Genomic DNA, 18,611 nt, shown 5'->3' with positions numbered 1-18,611 from the left:
GACGGAATCGAGTACACCTCCGCCCGGTGAGCGCCCCGGAAGAGCGTCGGCCGCTCACCTCCCGGACCTCCCTCCTCTCTCTCCACGCCTATGCCCGGGCCCGGCTCGACGCCGAGCCGGAGGGGCGATTGCCCGAAGGCTGCTATCCGCCTCCGGAGCACGCCCTCCCCCCGGACGACGCCGGACCGTCGGACCGCGCCGCCCCACTGCGGCACCGCGAGGCCGTCGACGCCGTCCACGAGGCCCTGGACCCGCTCCTCGTCCCACCCGGTCCGGCCTCGGGCGGCCACCCGGGCACCACCGCCGAGGTGGTGCGCCACCGCCTCGCCCGACTGCCCGTCAGCGGACGCTCGGTGGCCTCCGCCGTCGCCGACCTGCCCCTGGCCGACGAACCCGCCGCCCGCGCCCTCGGCCGCCATCTGGTCCGTACGGCACCCGACCTGGCGTCCGCCCACGTCGGCATCGCGCTGCTCGCACGGCTCGGGGAACCCGCCGACGTGCCGTATCTGCGCGTTCTGGGCCTGGTGCGGGGGCTCACCCGGGTCGTGGTGCGCGCCCTGGAGCCGCTGGACGCCCGGGCCGCGGCCCTGCTCCACCTGACCTGCCACTCCGAACGGCCCAGCCTGCGGGTCCTCGCGGACGCGTTCGCGTCCGGCGACCCACAGGCCGCGGCGGCGGCGCTGATCGACGATCCGCTCGGCATCGACACCGTCTCCCCCTCCCAGGCCCGGCTGCTCGCCGACGCCGCGGACCTCGCCGGGCTGCTGCGCGGCGGGCGGACCGACCCCCGGCTCCTGGTGCGGGCGGGGCGGCTGCTCGTCCGGATGACGGGCCAACGGGACTACCGGACAGAGGTTCTCCGCTACCGGGACGCGGTGGAGGTCTTCGAGACCGTGGTGCGGCGGACCTGCGGGCTGCCGCCGACGGTGGAGCGCGCGGCGGTGCTGCTCTCCCTCGCCCTGGACCTGGACAGCGGGCCCTCCCACCTCCTGCCCTGGCGGGAGGGACAGCGCGAGCAACTCCTGGACGCGCTCGGGGCGCTGCTCACCTCGCCCGAGTGGGCCGCCCTACCGGGCCGGGCCGACGCGTCCGCGCCTCCCGAGGTGCGGCACCGGGCGGCGTGGCTGCGCGGTGCGGCGGAGCGCCTGTTCGCCTCGCGGCCGGTTTCGCCCGGGCGGCTGCGGATCGAGGTGGTCGCGCACGACCCCGTGGAGCGGGAGCCGGTCGAGACGCGGTTCCTGATCGACGGACGGCCCCTCGTGCCGGAGGCGTTCGGGCGCGGCACGGGTCACTCCCCCGAGTACCTGCTCGACAGCGGCGACCTGGCCGCGACCGGGGAGCCCCGGGAGGTGCAGCTCGCGGAGGCCTGGTGCACCGAGGGCTGCTGCGGGGCGCTCGGGGTGATCGTCGTGCGGGAGGGCGACGAGGTGGTGTGGCGCGACTGGAGCCACCCGGCCCGGCTGCCCGACGGCTCGCCCGCGCCGTCGCTTCCCGTGTACCGCTTCGACGCCGCCGCGTACGACGCGGAGCTCGCCCGAGGGGTCGGCGAGGAGGGCTGGTCGTGGCCTGCCAGGGACACGGGGCGGCTGCTCGCCGCCGGGCTGCGGGCGCGGCCGGAGCTGCTGGCCCGCTGGGACGCGCGGCCGCTCCACGCCGGGGTCGACACCCGCGACCCGTACACGACGGTGCTGTGGTTCCTCTACCGGCCGGGGATCTTCGAGGGCGAGGACGACGAGCGGGGGCCGTGGCTCCACTTCGTCTGGCGGCTGCCCGACGACGGCGCCGAGCCGCGCGAGCGGGCGGCGGCGGCCTTGCGCCGGCTCGCCGAAGAGGACCCGCGGGGGTACGCCGAGTGCCGAGGAGGCGGCCGCTGAGCGACGGGTTCCCCGGGTCCGGCACCCATATCTGAAAGACCGTCAGCAAAGCGGTGTCACGGCTCTGGGAACCTCGCACCCCCGGCGTTACCCTCCGCGCATGATTCCGACGGTGGTGTGGGGAACCGGAAATGTCGGGCGCGCGGCCATCCGAGCCGTCGCGGCCCATCCGGAGCTCGAACTCTCGGCCGTCCTCGTCGCCAACCCGGACAAGGTCGGCCGGGACGCCGGCCGGCTCGCCGGGCTCGGGCACGACCTGGGCGTCACGGCCCGGGACGACGTCGAGGCGGTCCTCGCGCAGGCACCGGGCGCCGTGGTGTACGCGGCCTCCGGTGACATGCGCCCCGACGAGGCGCTCGCCGATGTCGTACGCGCGGTGCGCGCGGGCGCGGTGGTCGTCACGCCCGCGCTGTACCCGCTGTACGACCAGCGGGGCGCGCCCGACGAGTTCCGCGAGCCGGTGCTCGCGGCGGTGAAGGAGGGCGGCGGCTCGCTGTTCGCGTCCGGTGTCGACCCGGGCTGGGGCAACGACGTGCTGCCGCTGCTGGTCAGCGGGCTGGGCAGCACGGTGGACGCGATCCGCTGCCAGGAGATCTTCGACTACTCGACGTACGAGCAGGAGGAGTCGGTCCGTTACCTCGTCGGCATGGGGCAGCCCATGGAGTACGAGCCGCCGATGCTGCTGCCGTCGGTGCCCACGATGGTGTGGGGCGGTCAGCTGCGGCTGATGGCCCGGGCGCTGGGGGTCGAGCTGGACGAGATCCGCGAGACGCTCCAGCGGCGTCCCCTGGAGGCGACCGTACGGACCCGGACGATGGGCGAGTTCGCGGCCGGCACGCAGGGTGCGGTGCGCTTCGAGGTGCAGGGGATCGTCGACGGCGAGCCGCGCCTGGTCATCGAGCACGTGACCCGGATCCACCCGGACTGCGCCCCGGACTGGCCGGTCCCGCCGGACGGATCGGGGGCGCACCGGGTCATCGTCGAGGGCAGGCCGCGGATCGAGGTCACGGTTGAGGCGACCGACGAGGGCGAGAACCGGTCCGCGGGCGGCAACGCCACCGCCGTGGGCCGTCTGGTGGGGGCGATCGACTGGCTCGTGGCGGCCGAGCCGGGTCTGTACGACGCGCTGGACGTGCCGCTCAGGCCGGCGTTCGGGAGACTGGGAAGGAGACCGCGGTGATCATCGACATTCCCGAGGGGCAGGAGCCGATCGGGTACGTGTGGGGCGACATGGTGCCCGGGATCGGGATGGCGGCGGCGAACTTCTCGCTGTCGGTGTACGCCCATACGACGCTCGGACTGCGCGAGTTCGAGGCGGCGCGGCTGCGGATCGCGCAGATCAACGGGTGCCGGTTCTGTCTGGACTGGCGGACCGACCGGGACGGGGAGAAGGTCGAGGACGAGTTCCCCGAGGCCGTCCTGGCCTGGCGGACGACCGACGCCTTCGACGAGCGGACCCGGCTCGCCGCGGAGTACGCGGAGCGGTACGCGCTGGACCACCACCACCTGGACGAGGAGTTCTGGGCGCGGATGACCGGCGCGTACAGCCAGGTGGAGATCGTGGAGCTGACGATGAGCCTGGGCTCGTGGCTGGCCTTCGGGCGGCTCAACCGGGTGCTGGGCCTCGACACGGTGTGCGTGCTGCCGACCCACTGAACGCCGAGGGGGGGGGGCGGGGGGGGGGCCCCCGCCCCCCCCCCCCCGGGCGGCCGCCCCCCCCCCCCGGCGGCCCGCTGGGGTGGCGTGTAGGTGGGGCGGCGCGCGGGGGGGGGCGTACGGGAGCTGGGGGGGGGGGGGGGGGGGGGGGGGGGGGGGGGGGGGGCCGGGGGGGGGGGGGGGGGGGGGGGGGGGGGGGGGGGGGGGGGGGGGGGGGGGGGGGGGGGGGGGGGGCGCCCGCCCCCCGGGGGGGGGGGGGCCGGGGGGGGGGGCCGCCCCCCCCCCCCCCTCGCGTTCGGCCGCCTCACATGTCGTTGGCGATGATGTTCTCGATGTTGCGTTCGGCGAGCGCGGTGATGGTGACGAACGGGTTGACGGTGGTGCTGCCCGGGATGAGGGCGCCGTCGATGACGTACAGGCCGTCGTAGCCGTGGAGGCGGCCGTGGTTGTCGGTGGCCTCGCCGAGGACGGCGCCGCCGAGCGGGTGGTACGTCAGGTGGTCGCCCCAGATCTTGTACGCGCCGAAGAGGTCGGTCCGGTAGATCGTCCCCTCCTTGGCGTTGATCTTGTCGAAGATGCTCTTCGCCGCGTCGATGGAGGTCTGCTTCCAGGCCCGGTCCCAGTTGAGGTCGACGCGCCCGGTGGCCGCGTTCCAGCTGAACTCGGCGCGGTGCGGGGTCTTGGTGATGGAGAGGTAGAAGGACGCGTAGGTCTCGATGCCGGTGGGCAGGGGCGCGACCTCGGCGAACGCTCCGCCGGCGTCCCAGTTGTCGATGCCGGCGGTGGGCATCGAGGACTGCAGCTTCCCGGTGGGGTCCCACATGTGGTTGGCGCGCCCGCACATGACGTTGCCGTTGTCGCCCCAGTTCTTGCCGACCCGGTCGTTGAGGGCGGGCAGGGCGCCGGTGGCCTTGAGGCGGGTGAGCAGTTTGCTGGTGCCGACGCTGCCGGCGGCGAAGAACACCCGGTCGGCGGTGACCGTCTTGGTCTCGACGGTGGCACCCGCGTTGTCGAGCCGCTCCATGACGACGGTGTAGCCGCCGCCGGCCGCGGGGGTGACGGTGGTGACCTTGTGCAGCGGGGAGATGCAGACCCGGCCGGTCTCGGCGGCCCGGGCCAGATAGGACTTCTGGAGGCTCTTCTTGCCGTGGTTGTTGCCGTAGATGACCTCGCCCGTGAGCGCGGACTTGGGGACGGTGCCGATGGCCTCCTGCTTCATGTAGTCCCAGTCGTAGACGTTGGGCACGAAGACGAAGGGGAAGCCGGAGCGTTCGGCGTGCTTGCGGCCGACGCGCGCGTACTGGTAGCAGTCGGCGCTCTCCCACCAGGACCGGTCCACCTCGGTGACGCCCAGTCCGGCGTTGGCGCGCGGGTAGTAGGTGCCGTACATCTCGGCCGGGTCGACGGTGGGGAGGATGCCGGGGAAGAGCTCACGCCGCGGGGTGACGGCCATGCCGCCGTTGACGAGCGAACCGCCGCCGACGCCGCGGCCCTGGTAGACGGTGATGCCGGCGAAGTCCTCGGCGTCGAGGATGCCGGTGTAACAGGGGACGTCCTTGTCGAGCGGGAAGCCCAGGAAGTTGCTGAGGGGCTGCTTGGTCCGGGTGCGCAGCCAGTAGGAACGGTAGTCCGGCTTGGTGGTGTTGGCGAAGATGTTCCCGTCGGGTCCCGCGGTGTCCCAGGCCATCCCCATTTCGACCATGTGGACGTCGACTCCGGCGAGGGCGAGTCTGAGCGCGGCGACGGAGCCGCCGTAGCCGGTGCCGACGACGAGGGCGGGGACGTGGGCGCCGGGCGGGATCGACACGGACGCGGCCGCGACCTCGGCGGCGCTCGCCGGTGTCGCGGCGCTCGCCGCCGCGACCTGTCCGGCGAGGGCGAGACCGCCGAGAATAGAACCGGTTCCACTGACGAACCGGCGACGGGAGATGCCTCCAGAGGGGGAGGCCGGAACGGGTGTATCACTCACGTGACGTTCCTCACTCTTGAGTGAATGGGAACATGTTCTACTGGCGGGTTCTTGGGAAGTCACGAGAAACCGCCGGGTAACTTACGGCCGGAAACCGCCCCCATGATCACGGTCCGGTAAAGAACACCACCCCGCCGCACCGAACGCGAGTACGGGGCTGATACATCTTCACTTCTGGTCGACGCTCTGCCGCCTGTACGGGCGCGGGGACGGCGCCGGGGGGATTTCACGCATATCGGGCCGCGACGTCAGCACGCCGCGGCCCGGAGAACCGCCTTGCCACTTCTCCTTCCCGGGCTGCTCCCTGCCCGCGCGGCCGCGCGACGCGGAACGTGAAAGGGAGCGTGTGCATGGGCCGAACCGCCCGTGAGAAGGCATTCAGATGGGGTGCGGCCACGGTAGCCGCCCTGGCCGTCGCGACGGCCGTCGTCCCGACCACCGCCGTTGCGGCGCCGGTCTCGGACGACCCGGGCCCGCAGCGGGTCGGCGCCGCGCCGAAGGTCCCGCAGGGCGCCGTCCGCACGGCCGACCCGGCCCCCGGCAAGGCGCTCGAACTGAGCGTCGTCCTGGAGCCCCGGGACCCGGAGGCGCTGAAGCGCTTCGTCGCCGAGGTCTCGACGCCGGGGTCCCCGCGCTACCGCCAGTACCTCGGTACGGGCGAGTTCGCGAAGGTCTTCGGCGCCGAGCCGGCGACGGTCGAGCGCGTGCGCGCCGAGCTGGAGGCGAAGGGCCTGACCGTCGGCGCGCTGGAGGCCGACGGCCTCACGCTGCCGGTGACGACGACCGTCGCGAAGGCGGGCAAGGCGTTCAGCACCGAGTTCGACGGCTACCGGCTGACGGACGGCACCACCGGCCTGGTCAACACCACGGCTCCCGCCGTCGACGGCCGGGTCGCGGACGAGGTCCGCACGGTCACCGGTCTGAGCACGCTGGGTTCGTACAAGCCGCTCAACACCGGTGCCAAGGCCAAGCCCCGCAAGAAGGTCACCGAGGACACCGGCGCGGCCCAGACGGGCCCCCAGCCGCGTCTGACCGGGACCACCCCGGCGATGTGCGGCGACGTCTCGACCCTGTTCGCGACGGCCGTCGACGGCTACCCGGCGATGTACGACACCCAGGACTACTGGGCGCCGCGTTCGCTGGCAACGCAGTACAACATGGCGAACCAGCCGAACGTGCAGACCGGCACCACCATCGCCATCTACTCGCTCGAGAACTACGACCCGCGGGACAACGCCGAGTTCCAGCGCTGCTTCCGCACCAAGGTGCCGGTCACCCCGGTGCGGGTCAACGGAGGCCCGAGCGGAGCCGCCACCGGCGGCGTCGGTCTGGAGACCGCGCTGGACGTCCAGACCATCATCGGTCAGGCCCCGCAGTCCAAGATCCTCGTCTACCAGGGCCCCAACACCTGGAACGACGGCACGGCCGTCTACCGCCAGATCGTCAACGAGAACCGCGCCAAGGTCATCTCGGTCAGCTGGGGTCTGTGCGAGCTGAACACGCCGACCTCGGCGCAGGACGCCGAGAACCTGATCTTCCAGCAGGCCGCCGCCCAGGGCCAGACGGTCGTCGTCGCCTCCGGTGACAGCGGCTCGACCGGGTGCTTCGCCCCGGACGACAACGGCAACCCGACCTCGGGCGTGCCCAACCAGAACCAGCTCGCGGTCGACTTCCCGTCCTCCTCGCCGTACGTCCTCAGCGTCGGCGGCACCACGATGAAGGGCTCCGTCTCCGCGCAGACCACCTGGGTGGGCTCCGGCGGCGGTGTCTCCCGTCGTTACACCGTCCCCGCCGACGGCTTCCAGGCCGGCGTCAGCGGGGCCGGCTACACCAACGCCTGCAACACGGCTTCGGGCACCTGCCGTCAGGTCCCGGACGTCGCGGGCCTCGCCGACTACTACACGGGCTACCCGGTCGCCTACGGCGCCGGTCAGTACTGGAACGTGATCGGCGGCACCAGCGGCGCCGCCCCGGTGTGGGCCGCGCTCATCGGCCAGGCCAACCAGGACCTCGCCTGCCAGGCCAACGGCTCTGTCGGCTACGTCCACCCGGCGCTCTACAAGCTGCCGGCGAGCGCCTTCCGTGACGTCACCACCGGTCACAACAACGTGACGCAGTCGGGCAACTACAGCGGCCTCTACAAGGCCGGCGCGGGCTACGACCTCGCCACCGGCCTCGGCACGCCGAACGGGCGCGAGATAGTCGCCGGCCTGTGCAAGGCCGTCGCGCCCTCCCCCGCCGCCACGTTCAACGCGCTCACCCCGGCCCGTGTCCTCGACACGCGCTACGGCATCGGCCGCGCCGGCACCACCCCGGTCGCCGCGAACGGCACGGTCAAGCTGAAGGTGACCGGCGTGGGCGGTGTCCCGGCGACGGGCGTGACCTCCGTGGTCATGAACGTCACCGCGGTCTCGCCGAGCGCGGCCGGCTTCCTCATCGCGTACCCGAGCGGCACCACCCGCCCGGCCTCGTCGAACATGAACTGGCTGAAGGGCCAGATCGTCCCGAACCTGGTGACCGTCCCGGTCGGCAAGGACGGCACGGTCTCCCTGTACAACGCCGGTGGCGGCACGACGCACTTCATCGCCGACATCTCGGGCTACTTCTCCACCGCGACCGGCGGCGGCACCTACCTGCCGACCGGCCCGGCCCGCATCCTCGACACGCGCTACGGCATCGGCCGCACCGGCAACACGCCCGTCGCCGGCCAGGGCACCGTCGCCCTGACCGTCGCGGGCAGCGGCGGCGTCCCCGCCACGGGCGCCACCGCCGTGGTGCTCAACGTGACGGCGACCGCGCCGAAGTCGACCGGTCACCTCATCGCGTACCCGGGCGGCGCGACCCGTCCGACCTCGTCGAACATCAACTGGCTGACCGGCCAGACCCGGCCGAACATGGTCGTCCTGCCGATCGGTCCCGACGGCACGGTGAACCTGTACAACGCCGGTCTCGGCTCCGTGCACTTCATCGCCGACGTCTTCGGCTACTACACGGCCGGCGCCGAGGGTGCCTCCTTCCACTCGGCCGGTCCGGCACGTCTGCTCGACACCCGGTACGCCCTGGGCGCGGCCTCGGCCACCCCGATGAAGGGCGGCGTCACCCAGGTCCTGAACCTGAACGACGGCCACACCCTCGCGAACGCCAAGGCGGTCGTGCTCAACGTCACCGCCACGTCCCCGTCCTCGGGCGGCTTCCTGACGGTCTGGCCGGACGGCACCACGCTGCCCAACGCGTCCAACATCAACTGGACCGCCGGTCAGACGGTGGCCAACCTGGTGACCGTGCCCGTCGTCAACGGAAAGATCGACTTCCGTCCGAACGCCGGAAACGTGCACGTCATCGCCGACCTGTTCGGCTACTACTCCTGATCGTGGGAGCCTTCGGGCCCCGTCTTCCGCGCGTGAGCGCGGAGGGCGGGGCCCTTCCCGTTCCCGGAGAGCGCCGCCACCAGGACGCCCACGAGCGCCGCCCATGCCAGGGCGCCGGGTCCGGCGGCCCGCCAGCCGGGCCCGGCGAGCAGCACCGCCGCCACGAGGCCGGCGGCCAACGCGCGCCGGTCCCGGGTGAAGGCGAGCGTGCGCCGGGCGGTGCCGGGGGCGCGCAGCTCGCGCACGGCCAGAGCGCAGACCAGGACGGCCGCCGCGACCGCCGCCGTCAGGAACATCGAGGTCACGTCCGCCTCCGAGCCGCGTGCGCGTCGTCCGTCGTACGCCGGATGACCCCATGGTCTCCCGGCGGGCGCCGGTCCGCGCCCCGTCAGGCCGCCAGGAAGGCCTCGATGGCGTCGGCGAGGGCCTTCGGGGTCTCCTCGGGGGCGTAGTGACCGGCGTCGGGCAACACTTCGAGGCGGGCGTTGGGGTACCAGCGCAGCCAGGTGGCCTCCATCGCCTCCTTGCCGAGCGCCGGGTCGTGGGCGCCGACGACGAGGAGGACGGGGGCCGGGTTGTCGCGGACCCGCTCGTGGAAGTCGGTGCCGGACCAGGAGTCCAGGTAGGCGCGGAAGGCGGTCGCCGAGGAGCGCCCTACGGAGCGGTCGACGAGGCCGCCGAGCCAGTCGTCGCCGTACCGGCCGCCGGTGGTGTTGTCGATGATGGCCCGGCGGTTGCCGTGGTTCTCGGCGGCCCCGGCGAAGAGCTCCCAGGTCTCCGGGTCGAGCGGGAAGCCGGCCGCGGACACCGGGGAGATCCCGACGATCGAGCGCACCCTGTCGGGGGCGTCGAGCAGCATCAGCTGGGCCGCCTTGCCGCCCATGGAGTGGCCGATGACCGAGAAGGAGTCCCAGCCGAGGTCGTCGGCGACGGCGAGGGCGTCCGCGGCGACCTCCTCCATGGTGTACGCACCGTCGGCGTCGATCGCCTCCCCGTAACCGCGGCAGTCGAGGAAGGCGTAGGACCCGGCGGCGTCGTCGAGCTCGGCCCGCAGCGGGGCGAAGCTGGTGCGGTCGCCGAACCAGTTGTGCAGCACGAGCGCGCGGTGCGGACCGCTGCCCTGTACGTCGTACGGAAGAACCCGGCCGGTCATTCAGGCCCCCTGGTCGCGAGGTGGTGGGGCTGCGCGCCCGCCGCGGCAGCCGAGGACCGAGTCTGTCGAGCCGCCGGGAAGCGGGTCAATGGGTCCGGCGGGCGGTTCACACGTTCGTACCTCCGGATGCGTGGGCCGTGCGGGCCGGAGCATCCTGGCTGTGTGACGTCGTACGGCGCGGCCGGTCCCGCCCCGTCGGCCGAGGCCGGCCCCCCGTCCCGGGGCGCCGGCGTCGACGGGCCGGTGCCGGACGCCTTGGCGCTGGTCCTCACGGAGGCGGCGCTGCGGTCGGTGGAGGCGGTCGGCGGGTACGCGGGCGGCGTCTATCTGCAGTCCGGTACGCCGGGGCTGCTGCGGCTCGCGATGCTGGCGGGGCTGCCGGCGCCGCTGTTCCGCCCGTGGTGGCGGATGCATGTGAACCGGCCGTTCCCGGTGGCGGAGGCGCACCGGTCCGGGCAGCCGGTGCACCTGGGGGACGTGGAGGAGGCCATGCGGCTCTTCCCGCAGCTGGTGGCGAGCCTGCCGTTCCCCTTCGCCTCCCTGTACGCGCCGGTCGTCGGCGGCCGGGAGCGGTACGGGGTGCTGGTGGTGCTGCGGGCGCCGACGCCGGGGGTGCCGGTGGCCGCGCGGGACCGGGGCCGGATGCTCCAGGAGGCGCGGCGGCTCGGGACGGACCTGGCGGCCCTCGAAGCCGCCGGGACGAAGGTGGAGTGGCCCGGCGAGCCGGTCGGCGTGCAACTGCCGACGCAGACGTCGCCGCCCGTACGGATCGGCTACTTCGACTGGAACTTGGACACGGGGACGGTCACGGCCGACGCCGGTCTGCGGGCGATCCTCGGCGAGACGGCCCCGTTCCCGTGGACCGTCGACGCCCTGACCGCCCGGCTCATGCCGGAGGACTCCTACGCGCTGTGGGCGCTGGCCCGGCAGGCGGCCGGTACGGGCGGCCCGACGGCGCGCCGGATCCGCCTGAAGGGGCCGGACGGCGGGCTGCACCTGCTGGAGGTGACCGCGCGCACGGTGCCGGGCGCCGGCGAGGGAAAGATCCTGACCGGCTCGCTGATCGACCTCGGTACCGGGCTGGTCGGCTCGGACGCGACCGACCGGCTGCCCCGCGCGATCCTGGCCATCGACCGGCTCGGCCGGATCACCTATGTGAACGACCGGACGGAGTCGCTGCTCGGCATGCCGCGCCGCGCCCTGGCCGGGCGTCCGCTGTGGGACGCCCTGCCCTGGTTCTCGCATCCGTACCACGAGGAGCAGTTGCGCGGGGCGCTGCTCTCGGACCGGGCGACGCACTTCCTGGCCCACCCGGGGCGGGGCGAGTGGCTGTCGGTGTCGCTGTACCCGGGGCACGACGGGGTGACGATGGTGCTGGTCCCGGAGAGCGATCCGGCCCACCGGCCGACGGGCGGCGAGAACGGCGCCTCCGACACCGACGGGCTCTCCTCCCCCGAGGGGCGGGCCGCGGCCCTCTACCGTCCGGTGGCGCTCGCCATCGCGCTGTCGGAGGCGGTGACGGCCCGGCAGGTGTCCGCGGTGGTCACCGAGGAGCTCCTGCCCGCCTTCGGAGGCCGGCAGCTCGCGATCTACCTGCTGAGCGAACGGCACCTCTACCTGGCCTGGGAGACGGGCTTCCCGACGGGGTTCCTGGAGCCCTTCGACGGGGTACGGCTGGACGCGCGGATGCCGGGGGTGGAGACGCTGACGACGGGCCGCCCGCTGTTCTTCGAGTCGATGGAGCAGCTGGGCGCGGCCTATCCGGGGCTGCCGATGGACGCGCACTCGGGCGCGCGGGCGTTCCTGCCGCTGATCGCCTCGGGGCGGCCGGTGGGTTCGTGCATCCTCGGCTTCGACCGCCCACGGGGCTTCACCGCCGAGGAGCGGACGGTGCTCACGGCGCTCGCCGGTCTGATCGCCCAAGCCCTCGAACGGGCCCAGCGGTACGACTCCGAGACCGCGCTCGCCCGTGGCCTGCAGGACGCGCTGCTCCCCCACCGGCTGCCGGTGCACGAGGGCGTGGACACGGTGGGCCGCTATCTGCCGGGCACCGAGGGCATGGAGGTGGGCGGCGACTGGTACGACGTGATCGAGACGGGCCACCACGGACAGCTGGCCCTGGTCATCGGCGACGTGCAGGGCCACGGGGTGGCCGCCGCGGCCACGATGGGGCAGCTGCGCAGCGCGGTACGGGCGTTCGCCCTGAGCGGGCACCGGCCGCAGGACGTGGTGCGGGGTACCAACCGGCTCCTGATCGACCTGGATCCGGGCCAGTTCGCGAGCTGCTGCTACGCGGTGCTCGACGCGGAGACGGGTGACGTGCAGGCGGTCCGCGCGGGGCATCCGCAGCCGCTCATCCGGCGGGCGGACGGCACCACCGAGGTGGTGGAGCTCGCGGGCGGTGTGGTGCTGGGGGTGGATAGCACCGCTACCTATCCGGTGACGCGGCTGCGTCTCGATCCCGGCGACGTCCTGGCGCTGTTCACGGACGGTCTGGTGGAGCGCCCGGGCACCGACATCGACGAGGGCATCGAGCGTCTGCGCCGCACCTTCGCCACCACGGGGACCGCCGCGCTCGCGGACACGGCCGACCGCCTGATCCGCGAGGCCCGGTCCACCGACCGGCCGGACGACATCGCCCTGCTCCTGGCGGCCCGCTGGCGGCCGCGCGAGCATCACTCCTGACGGCGCCCCGGGCGGCGGCCGTCACCCGGTCGGGTGTGCGGCGCTGGTCGCGGGGGCCGTGCCCGGAGAGGCTGGGTGCACCGGGGGAACCGTGTCAGGCCGTCCGAGGAGGACAAGTGCAGAAGGACAAGCAGCCGGAGTACGGGCCCGTGGTCTTCCGGGACCGCTCCGCCGGGTTCGCGTTCCTGACCCGTTCCACGGCGAGCAGCGACCAGACCATCGAGTGGGACGACGGCGAGACGTACCCGGTGGTGGACGTCGAGATCTCCTCCGAGAGCCACCCCTTCTACACGGGCAAGGCACGGACGGTCGACAGCGAGGGGCGGATCGCGAAGTTCGAGCGCCGCTACGGCGAGGAGAGCTGAACGCTCAGCGGCGCAACGGCGGGGAGGGCTGAACCCTCCTTCATAACTGGCCAGAGGATGACCAGTTCGCCTTCCAGGATGAGTGTCATGACCGCGGCGGGGCCTCCCGCTCCACCCGGTCGTCTCTTCTCTCTCCTCGGAAGGAATCGATCATGATCGTTGTCACCGGAGCCACCGGGAACGTCGGCCGCGCGCTGGTGGAGGCGCTGGCCGCGGCCGGCGAGGACGTCACCGCGGTGAGCCGCCGTGCCCCGGAGGCCGCGCTGCCCGCCGGGGTGCGGCACCGGGTGGGGGACCTGGGCCGCCCGGTGGAGCTGAAGGCGGTGTTCGACGGCGCCGACGCGGTGTTTCTGCTGGTCGCCGGTGTCGGCGAGGAGCTGCGTCCGCGCGAGATCGTGGACGCGGCGGTGGCCGCGGGGGTGCGCAGGCTCGTCCTGCAGTCCTCTCAGCTCCTCGGCACCCGGCCGGAGTCGGTGTCGCACGCCCCGCTGAGGAACTTCGAGGCGGCGGTGCGCGGGTCCGGTCTGGAGTGGACCGTGCTGCGCCCCTCCGGCTTCGCCTCCAACGCCTTCATGTGGGCCGAGTCCGTACGGACCGCGCGGAGCGTCGCCGCGCCCTTCGCCGACGTGGCCATGCCGGTCGTCGACCCGGCGGACATCGCCGACGTGGCGGCGGCCGTCCTGCGCGAGGGCGTCCACCACGGGCGTACGTACGTGCTGACGGGCCCTGCCGCCGTCACCCCGCGCGAGCAGGCTGCGGCGCTGGCGGGCGCGGTGGGGGCGCCGGTGCGGTTCGTGGCGCAGTCCCGGGCGGAGGCGCGGGCGGAGCTGGTGCGGTTCCTGCCGGAGGTGGCCGTGGACGGGATGCTGGCGGTCATGGGCGAGCCGCGCGCCGACGAGCGGCGGGTGAGCCCGGACGTGGAGCGGGTGCTCGGGCGCCCGGGACGCCCCTTCTCGGCCTGGGCGGAGCGCAACGCCTTCGCTTTCGCGTGAGGCGGCGGTTGGCGTGCGGTGGTCATCCCGGGGGCGGCGTCCGGGGTCGGCGTCCGGGGTCGGCGTCCGGGAGGCGTCGTACCGGATCGCTCTCCCGAATCGCCCTCCCGGTCCGTTGTCCCGGGCCGTTGTCAGTGCCGCCTCGTAGGGTGATCGGCACCGGTGGGGAGCCGGGCCGGCGAGGTGTGACGAGAGGCGAGGGGCCATGCGGGAGCTGTTTCTGACGGAGGCGCAGGGGTATGTGCGCTGGCTCGATCTGCCCGGTGCGGGGCCCGCGCGGGTGTTCGTCCACGGCCTCGGGTGCACGGGCGGCTCCGACTTCGCGCACATCGCCACCCATCCGGCGCTCGCGGGGCGCCGCTCGCTCCTGGTGGACCTGCTGGGGTACGGGCTGAGCGACCGGCCGCGCGCCTTCGACTACCGCATGGAGTCGCAGGCGGCGGCCGTCGCCCGGATCCTCGACCACGAGGGGCTGACCGGTGTCGAGCTGGTCGGGCACTCGATGGGCGGCGCCGTCGCCGTCCATCTGGCCGCCTCCCGCCCGGATCTGGTGGACCGTCTCGTGGTGGCCGAACCCAACCTGTACCCGGGCGGGGGCGCGTTCTCGTCCCCGGTCGCGGCGCAGGACGTGGAGTCCTTCGTCCGCGAGGGCTTCGCCGCGATGGTGGCGGCCCAGGACCGGGCGGACTACGCGGCGCGGCTCCGGCTCGCCGATCCGCTCGCCGTGCACCGCAGCGCGGTGGCCCTGGTGGAGAGTTCGATCCCGGCGCCGGGCGAGCTGCTGGCGGCTCTCCAGCGCCCGAAGGCCTTCCTGGTCGGCTCGCTCAGCCTGCCGGACGCCGACGCCGACGCCGAGAAGGCAGCGGGCCAGGGCATACCGGTGATCGAGGTCCCGGACGCCGGGCACAACATGATGATCGACAATCCGGACGGCTTCGCCCGGTCCCTGGCCCGCGCCCTCAGCTGAGCGGCTGGAAGAACGCGCGCAGTTCCGCGGCGACCTGGTCGGGTTCCTCGTAGGCCATGAAGTGGCCGCCGCGGCCCGGGGTGCTCCAGTGCCTCAGGTCTCGGAAGACCCGCTCGGCGAGGCTGCGGGGGTAGTCGGCGTAGGCGGGTTCGTGGCTGAGGGTGACGGCCGCGGGGACCCGGACGGGCGGCACGGCCCGGTTGTGGTGGTAGTCGTAGTACTGCCGGAAGGAGGAGCCGATCGTGCCCGTCGCCCAGTAGAGGGTGGCGACGGTGAGCAGGCTCTCGCGGTCCCAGCGCTTCTCCAGGTCACCGCCGCAGTCGCTCCAGTCGCGGTACTTGTCGGCGATCCAGGCGAGCAGCCCCGCCGGCGAGTCCCGCAGGGCCGCCGCGAGGGTGTCGGGCCGGGTGCACATGATCTCGCTGTAGCCCTGGTCCCGTTCCTCGTAGGCGGCGAGGGCGTCCAGGTAGGTGCGCTCCCTGGCGGTCGGCGGCTGGGCGGCGAAGTCCGCGGAGACGACGGCGGAGGTGATGTGCACGCCCGCCACCGCCTCGGGGTGCAGGGCGCCGAGCCACTGGGTGACGCCGCCTCCGATGTCGCCGCCGAAGGCGCCGTAGCGCTCGTAGCCGAGGGTCTCGGTCATCAGGGTGTGCCAGGTCTCGGCGGAGCCCCTGCGGGTGAACGGGCCGTCGGGGAGGTCCGAGTAGAGGAATCCCGGCAGAGACGGGACGACGACGTCGACGGCGTCGGCCGGGTCGCCGCCGTGCGCGGCCGGGTCGGCGAGCCGTTCGGCGAGCGGCAGCATCTCCACGAAGCTGCTCGGCCAGCCGTGGGTGAGGACGAGTGGCAGCCGGGCGGGCCCGTCGGGGACGGCCCCTCGCCGGGCGCGCAGGTGGACGAAGTGCACGGCGCGGCCGGCGATGTGGGCGCGGAACTGCGGGAAGGCGTTCAGCCGCTCCTCGGCCTCCGCCCAGTCGAAGCCGTCGGCCCAGTGGGCGACGAGTTCACGCAGCCAGCCGGGGTCGGTGCCGGCGGCCCAGTAGGTGGAGTCGGACGGCTCGGTGAAGAGCGTGCGGGTGAGTCGGGCGCGCAGATCGCGCAGGACGTCCTCGGACACGGAGATCCGGAAGGGGGTGACGGTCATGGTTCCTTCGCTGGGGAGTGCTCGACGGTTCGGGCGCTCCCGGCGCGGGTCAGCGTGACGCGGCGTCGGGGAGGGCCCGTGCGGGGTACTGCTCGTGCATGTGGGGCTCACCTCCCGGTACGGCGTGTGGTCGACGCGGCGTGTGCCGCGGACCGTGCTGCGTTCCGAACCTACCGGCCGTGGCGGCGCGGCGCATCCTGATGAGGCGCCGACGCGCGCACGGATCATACTCGACCGCCCCCGGGCCTGGGGCACGGGGGCGGGTCGGTGTACTGCTCGGCCGGGGCCGTGCGGTCGGGTCGGACCTAGACGGTGCCGGACTTGGCGACCTTGATCTTCGCCTTGGGGGCGCCGGACTGGGAGCCGAGGCCCTCGATCTTCTTGACGATGTCCGAGCCCTCGACGACCTCGCCGAAGACGACGTGCTTGCCGTCCAGCCAGTCGGTCACGACGGTGGTGATGAAGAACTGCGAGCCGTTGGTGTTGCGGCCGGCGTTCGCCATCGACAGCAGGAACGGGCGGTCGTGCTTGAGGGTGAAGTTCTCGTCCGCGAACTTCTCGCCGTAGATGCTCTTGCCGCCGGTGCCGTTCTCGTTGGTGAAGTCACCGCCCTGGAGCATGAAGGCGGGGATGACGCGGTGGAACGGGGAGCCCTCGTAGCCGAAGCCGTGCTCGCCGGTGGCCAGCTCGCGGAAGTTGCGCGCCGTCTTCGGGACGACGTCGTCGTACAGCTTGAAGACGATCCGGCCGGCCGGCTCGTCGTTGATGGTGATGTCGAAGTAAACGTTCTCGCTCATGAGGACATCCTGTCATTCCTGCGGCACTCCTCGCGCACGGGCCACCCCCGGCCGGGTGGTGGACCGCCCCGCGTCAGATGAGGCCGCCGGCCTCCGGGGCCTGGACGGCGCCGTCGGCACCCTGGACGGTGTCGCCCAGGAGGGAGCCGACGCCCTGGTCGTCCTGCAGGACCTGGTCCTCCTGGAGGAGGCCGGTGACGGCGTCGGCGGGCCCGGGCGCCGCCGCGTCGGCGTGCGGGGCCGGGGAGACGAGGGCGGTGACGACACCGGCGGCGAGGGAGGCGATGGCGAGCATGCTGCGCTTCTTCATGGCCTGGTCAACTGTCGAGCGGCGCCGAGGTTACGGCTGCCGCGTGGATTCTCTCGCGCATACTGCATCAAGTCCGTAAATTCGCAAATCGGACGGAACCATACGGCTGGGGTGAATGTCCTTCCCAGTGACACCACTGTCCCCATCCCCGAAGAAGTCCGGGGGACGCCATGCTTCACCGTCAGAGCCTCGCGGCAACGGCCGCGGGCATCGTTCTCGCCGCCGGGATCGGCGCCACGATCCCGGCCGACGCCGGGGCCGCTCCACCCCGTACGACGCACCCTCCGGCCACGGCCCAGGTCGTCGACGTCCGCTGGGGCGCCCATCCCACCTTCGACCGGCTGGTCGTCGACGTCCGGGGCACCCTGCCCCCGGTGAGCGTCCGACCGGTGAAGGTCCTGCGTTACGACGGCTCCGGGCACCGGGTCCCGCTCGCGGGGAAGTTCTTCCTGGAGATCAAGCTCTCGCCCGCCGCCGCCCACGATCAGTCCGGACGGTCCGTCTACCAGGGGCCCCGGCTCACGCGGATCCATCTGCCCGCCCTCAAGGGCGTCGCCCTCACCGGCGACTTCGAGGGCGTGGTGACCATAGGAGCGGCCTTCGACAGCAAGCCCGTGTACAAGTCCTTCGCACTGCACTCGCCCGAGCGCTTCGTGCTCGACATCGCCCACCACCCGGCCGCATGCCCGAGGTGAGCTCCCCCGCCGTCCGTCCCGGGGCGGGACCGTCCACAGCGACGCCCCCGCCCCCTTCCTCGTGATCCGGCCGGTCAGAACTCCTCGGCCGTCTCCACGTACACCGACGTCCGCGTCCGCCGGGCCCGGTCGATCTCGGCGAGCCGCCGGAAGTTGAGCGGGTGCATCTCCCGCTCCCACTCGGCGAGTGTCCGCAGCCGGTACTCGGTGTGCTCCTCGGGGTCGAGGACGACGGAGGCGATCTGCGCGTCGGTCAGCTCGCCGCCGTCGAAGATGAAGCCGATGTGGTTGGCCGGCCAGTTCTCGCCGCGGTCGCGGGTGAAGTGCGTTCCGAGGAGTCGCGGTTCACCCTCGTAGACCAGTCCGGTCTCCTCGCGGCACTCCCGCACCGCCGTCTGCCAGGGGGTCTCCCCCGGGTCCATGTTCCCGCCGGGCCACTGCCACAGCTCGGTCTCGTAGGTGGCGCGCAGCTGGAACGGGCGGCCCTGGGTGTCGGTGAAGTAGAGGCAGGCGTACGCGGTCGCTCGCGGCAGCGTCGCGATGTACTCGGCGGGCGGCAGCCAGGTGTTCGCCATGGGCGGCTCTCTCTCGACGGAGCGGTGGGATCACCTCCCATCCAAGCGGTCCGCGCGGCCC

At 73.3% G+C, this 18,611-nt stretch carries 16 protein-coding genes; 9 read left to right on the top strand and 7 right to left on the bottom strand.

The window, feature by feature from the left end; genetic code table 11:
* The first annotated feature begins 26 nt into the window (after positions 1-26).
* The 3 genes from ACZ3ZE_RS22570 to ACZ3ZE_RS22560 all read left to right on the top strand — a co-directional run bounded on the left by ACZ3ZE_RS22570 (position 27) and on the right by ACZ3ZE_RS22560 (position 3,530).
* The gene (locus ACZ3ZE_RS22570; RefSeq protein WP_467260370.1) at positions 27-1,874 is read left to right on the top strand and encodes a hypothetical protein; all 1,848 of its coding nucleotides are present in this window, start codon (positions 27-29) and stop codon (positions 1,872-1,874) included.
* Between the two features lie 100 nt (positions 1,875-1,974).
* Entirely contained in the window at positions 1,975-3,054 is a 1,080-nt protein-coding gene (locus ACZ3ZE_RS22565) for an NAD(P)H-dependent amine dehydrogenase family protein (RefSeq protein ID WP_361172443.1), read from the top strand.
* Positions 3,051-3,530, top strand: coding sequence for a carboxymuconolactone decarboxylase family protein (locus ACZ3ZE_RS22560; protein ID WP_361172440.1), 480 nt, complete (start codon positions 3,051-3,053; stop codon positions 3,528-3,530). The genes ACZ3ZE_RS22565 and ACZ3ZE_RS22560 overlap by 4 nt, the downstream gene beginning before the upstream one ends.
* A 304-nt stretch (positions 3,531-3,834) precedes the next feature.
* On the opposite strand, the gene ACZ3ZE_RS22555 is transcribed toward ACZ3ZE_RS22560, so the two are convergent.
* Complete coding sequence (locus ACZ3ZE_RS22555) at positions 3,835-5,499, bottom strand: GMC oxidoreductase (protein ID WP_467260367.1); 1,665 nt, start codon at positions 5,497-5,499, stop codon at positions 3,835-3,837.
* 350 nt (positions 5,500-5,849) lie between these two features.
* Here ACZ3ZE_RS22555 and ACZ3ZE_RS22550 point away from each other — a divergent pair, with 350 nt between their 5' ends.
* Positions 5,850-8,867, top strand: a complete 3,018-nt coding sequence (locus ACZ3ZE_RS22550; RefSeq protein ID WP_467260364.1) for a protease pro-enzyme activation domain-containing protein — start codon at positions 5,850-5,852, stop codon at positions 8,865-8,867.
* Here the strand turns inward: ACZ3ZE_RS22550 and ACZ3ZE_RS22545 are convergent.
* Together ACZ3ZE_RS22545 and ACZ3ZE_RS22540 are read right to left on the bottom strand one after the other, a co-directional pair.
* On the bottom strand, positions 8,858-9,172 hold the full coding sequence (locus ACZ3ZE_RS22545; protein ID WP_467260362.1) for a hypothetical protein: 315 nt from the start codon (positions 9,170-9,172) through the stop codon (positions 8,858-8,860). The two genes, ACZ3ZE_RS22550 and ACZ3ZE_RS22545, sit on opposite strands and share 10 nt — an antisense overlap.
* A gap of 83 nt (positions 9,173-9,255) precedes the next feature.
* Positions 9,256-10,020, bottom strand: coding sequence for an alpha/beta fold hydrolase (locus tag ACZ3ZE_RS22540; RefSeq protein WP_467260360.1), 765 nt, complete (start codon positions 10,018-10,020; stop codon positions 9,256-9,258).
* Positions 10,021-10,146: 126 nt separating this feature from the next.
* Here ACZ3ZE_RS22540 and ACZ3ZE_RS22535 point away from each other — a divergent pair, with 126 nt between their 5' ends.
* The 4 genes from ACZ3ZE_RS22535 (at position 10,147) to ACZ3ZE_RS22520 (ending at position 15,029) form a co-directional block, all read left to right on the top strand.
* Positions 10,147-12,705 carry a SpoIIE family protein phosphatase gene (locus ACZ3ZE_RS22535; RefSeq protein ID WP_467260358.1) on the top strand — a complete coding sequence of 853 codons (2,559 nt, stop codon included), beginning with the start codon at positions 10,147-10,149 and terminating at the stop codon, positions 12,703-12,705.
* A 116-nt stretch (positions 12,706-12,821) separates the two neighbouring features.
* On the top strand, positions 12,822-13,070 hold the full coding sequence (locus ACZ3ZE_RS22530; protein ID WP_361627757.1) for a type B 50S ribosomal protein L31: 249 nt from the start codon (positions 12,822-12,824) through the stop codon (positions 13,068-13,070).
* A 152-nt stretch (positions 13,071-13,222) separates the two neighbouring features.
* A complete protein-coding gene (locus tag ACZ3ZE_RS22525; RefSeq protein ID WP_361172419.1) occupies positions 13,223-14,062 on the top strand; it encodes an NAD(P)H-binding protein in 840 nt (279 codons plus the stop codon).
* Positions 14,063-14,267: 205 nt separating this feature from the next.
* A complete protein-coding gene (locus ACZ3ZE_RS22520; RefSeq protein WP_467260355.1) occupies positions 14,268-15,029 on the top strand; it encodes an alpha/beta fold hydrolase in 762 nt (253 codons plus the stop codon).
* On the opposite strand, the gene ACZ3ZE_RS22515 is transcribed toward ACZ3ZE_RS22520, so the two are convergent.
* The 3 genes from ACZ3ZE_RS22515 to ACZ3ZE_RS22505 all read right to left on the bottom strand — a co-directional run bounded on the left by ACZ3ZE_RS22515 (position 15,022) and on the right by ACZ3ZE_RS22505 (position 17,280).
* Complete coding sequence (locus ACZ3ZE_RS22515; RefSeq protein ID WP_467260353.1) at positions 15,022-16,173, bottom strand: epoxide hydrolase family protein; 1,152 nt, start codon at positions 16,171-16,173, stop codon at positions 15,022-15,024. The genes ACZ3ZE_RS22520 and ACZ3ZE_RS22515 overlap by 8 nt on opposite strands.
* A 305-nt stretch (positions 16,174-16,478) precedes the next feature.
* Positions 16,479-16,970 carry a peptidylprolyl isomerase gene (locus ACZ3ZE_RS22510; RefSeq protein WP_361172410.1) on the bottom strand — a complete coding sequence of 164 codons (492 nt, stop codon included), beginning with the start codon at positions 16,968-16,970 and terminating at the stop codon, positions 16,479-16,481.
* Between the two features lie 73 nt (positions 16,971-17,043).
* A complete protein-coding gene (locus tag ACZ3ZE_RS22505) occupies positions 17,044-17,280 on the bottom strand; it encodes a hypothetical protein (RefSeq protein WP_361172407.1) in 237 nt (78 codons plus the stop codon).
* A gap of 170 nt (positions 17,281-17,450) precedes the next feature.
* Between ACZ3ZE_RS22505 and ACZ3ZE_RS22500 the strand changes: the two genes are divergently transcribed.
* Positions 17,451-17,975 carry an AMIN-like domain-containing (lipo)protein gene (locus ACZ3ZE_RS22500; protein ID WP_363290689.1) on the top strand — a complete coding sequence of 175 codons (525 nt, stop codon included), beginning with the start codon at positions 17,451-17,453 and terminating at the stop codon, positions 17,973-17,975.
* Between the two features lie 74 nt (positions 17,976-18,049).
* On the opposite strand, the gene ACZ3ZE_RS22495 is transcribed toward ACZ3ZE_RS22500, so the two are convergent.
* Positions 18,050-18,550: an NUDIX domain-containing protein gene (locus ACZ3ZE_RS22495; protein ID WP_467260350.1), complete on the bottom strand. Its 501-nt coding sequence runs from the start codon at positions 18,548-18,550 to the stop codon at positions 18,050-18,052.
* Positions 18,551-18,611 lie beyond the last annotated feature (61 nt).

The sequence above is a fragment of the Streptomyces sp. NPDC023157 genome, from assembly GCF_055560575.1.
This window is presented reverse-complemented; position numbering and strand designations above follow the sequence as displayed.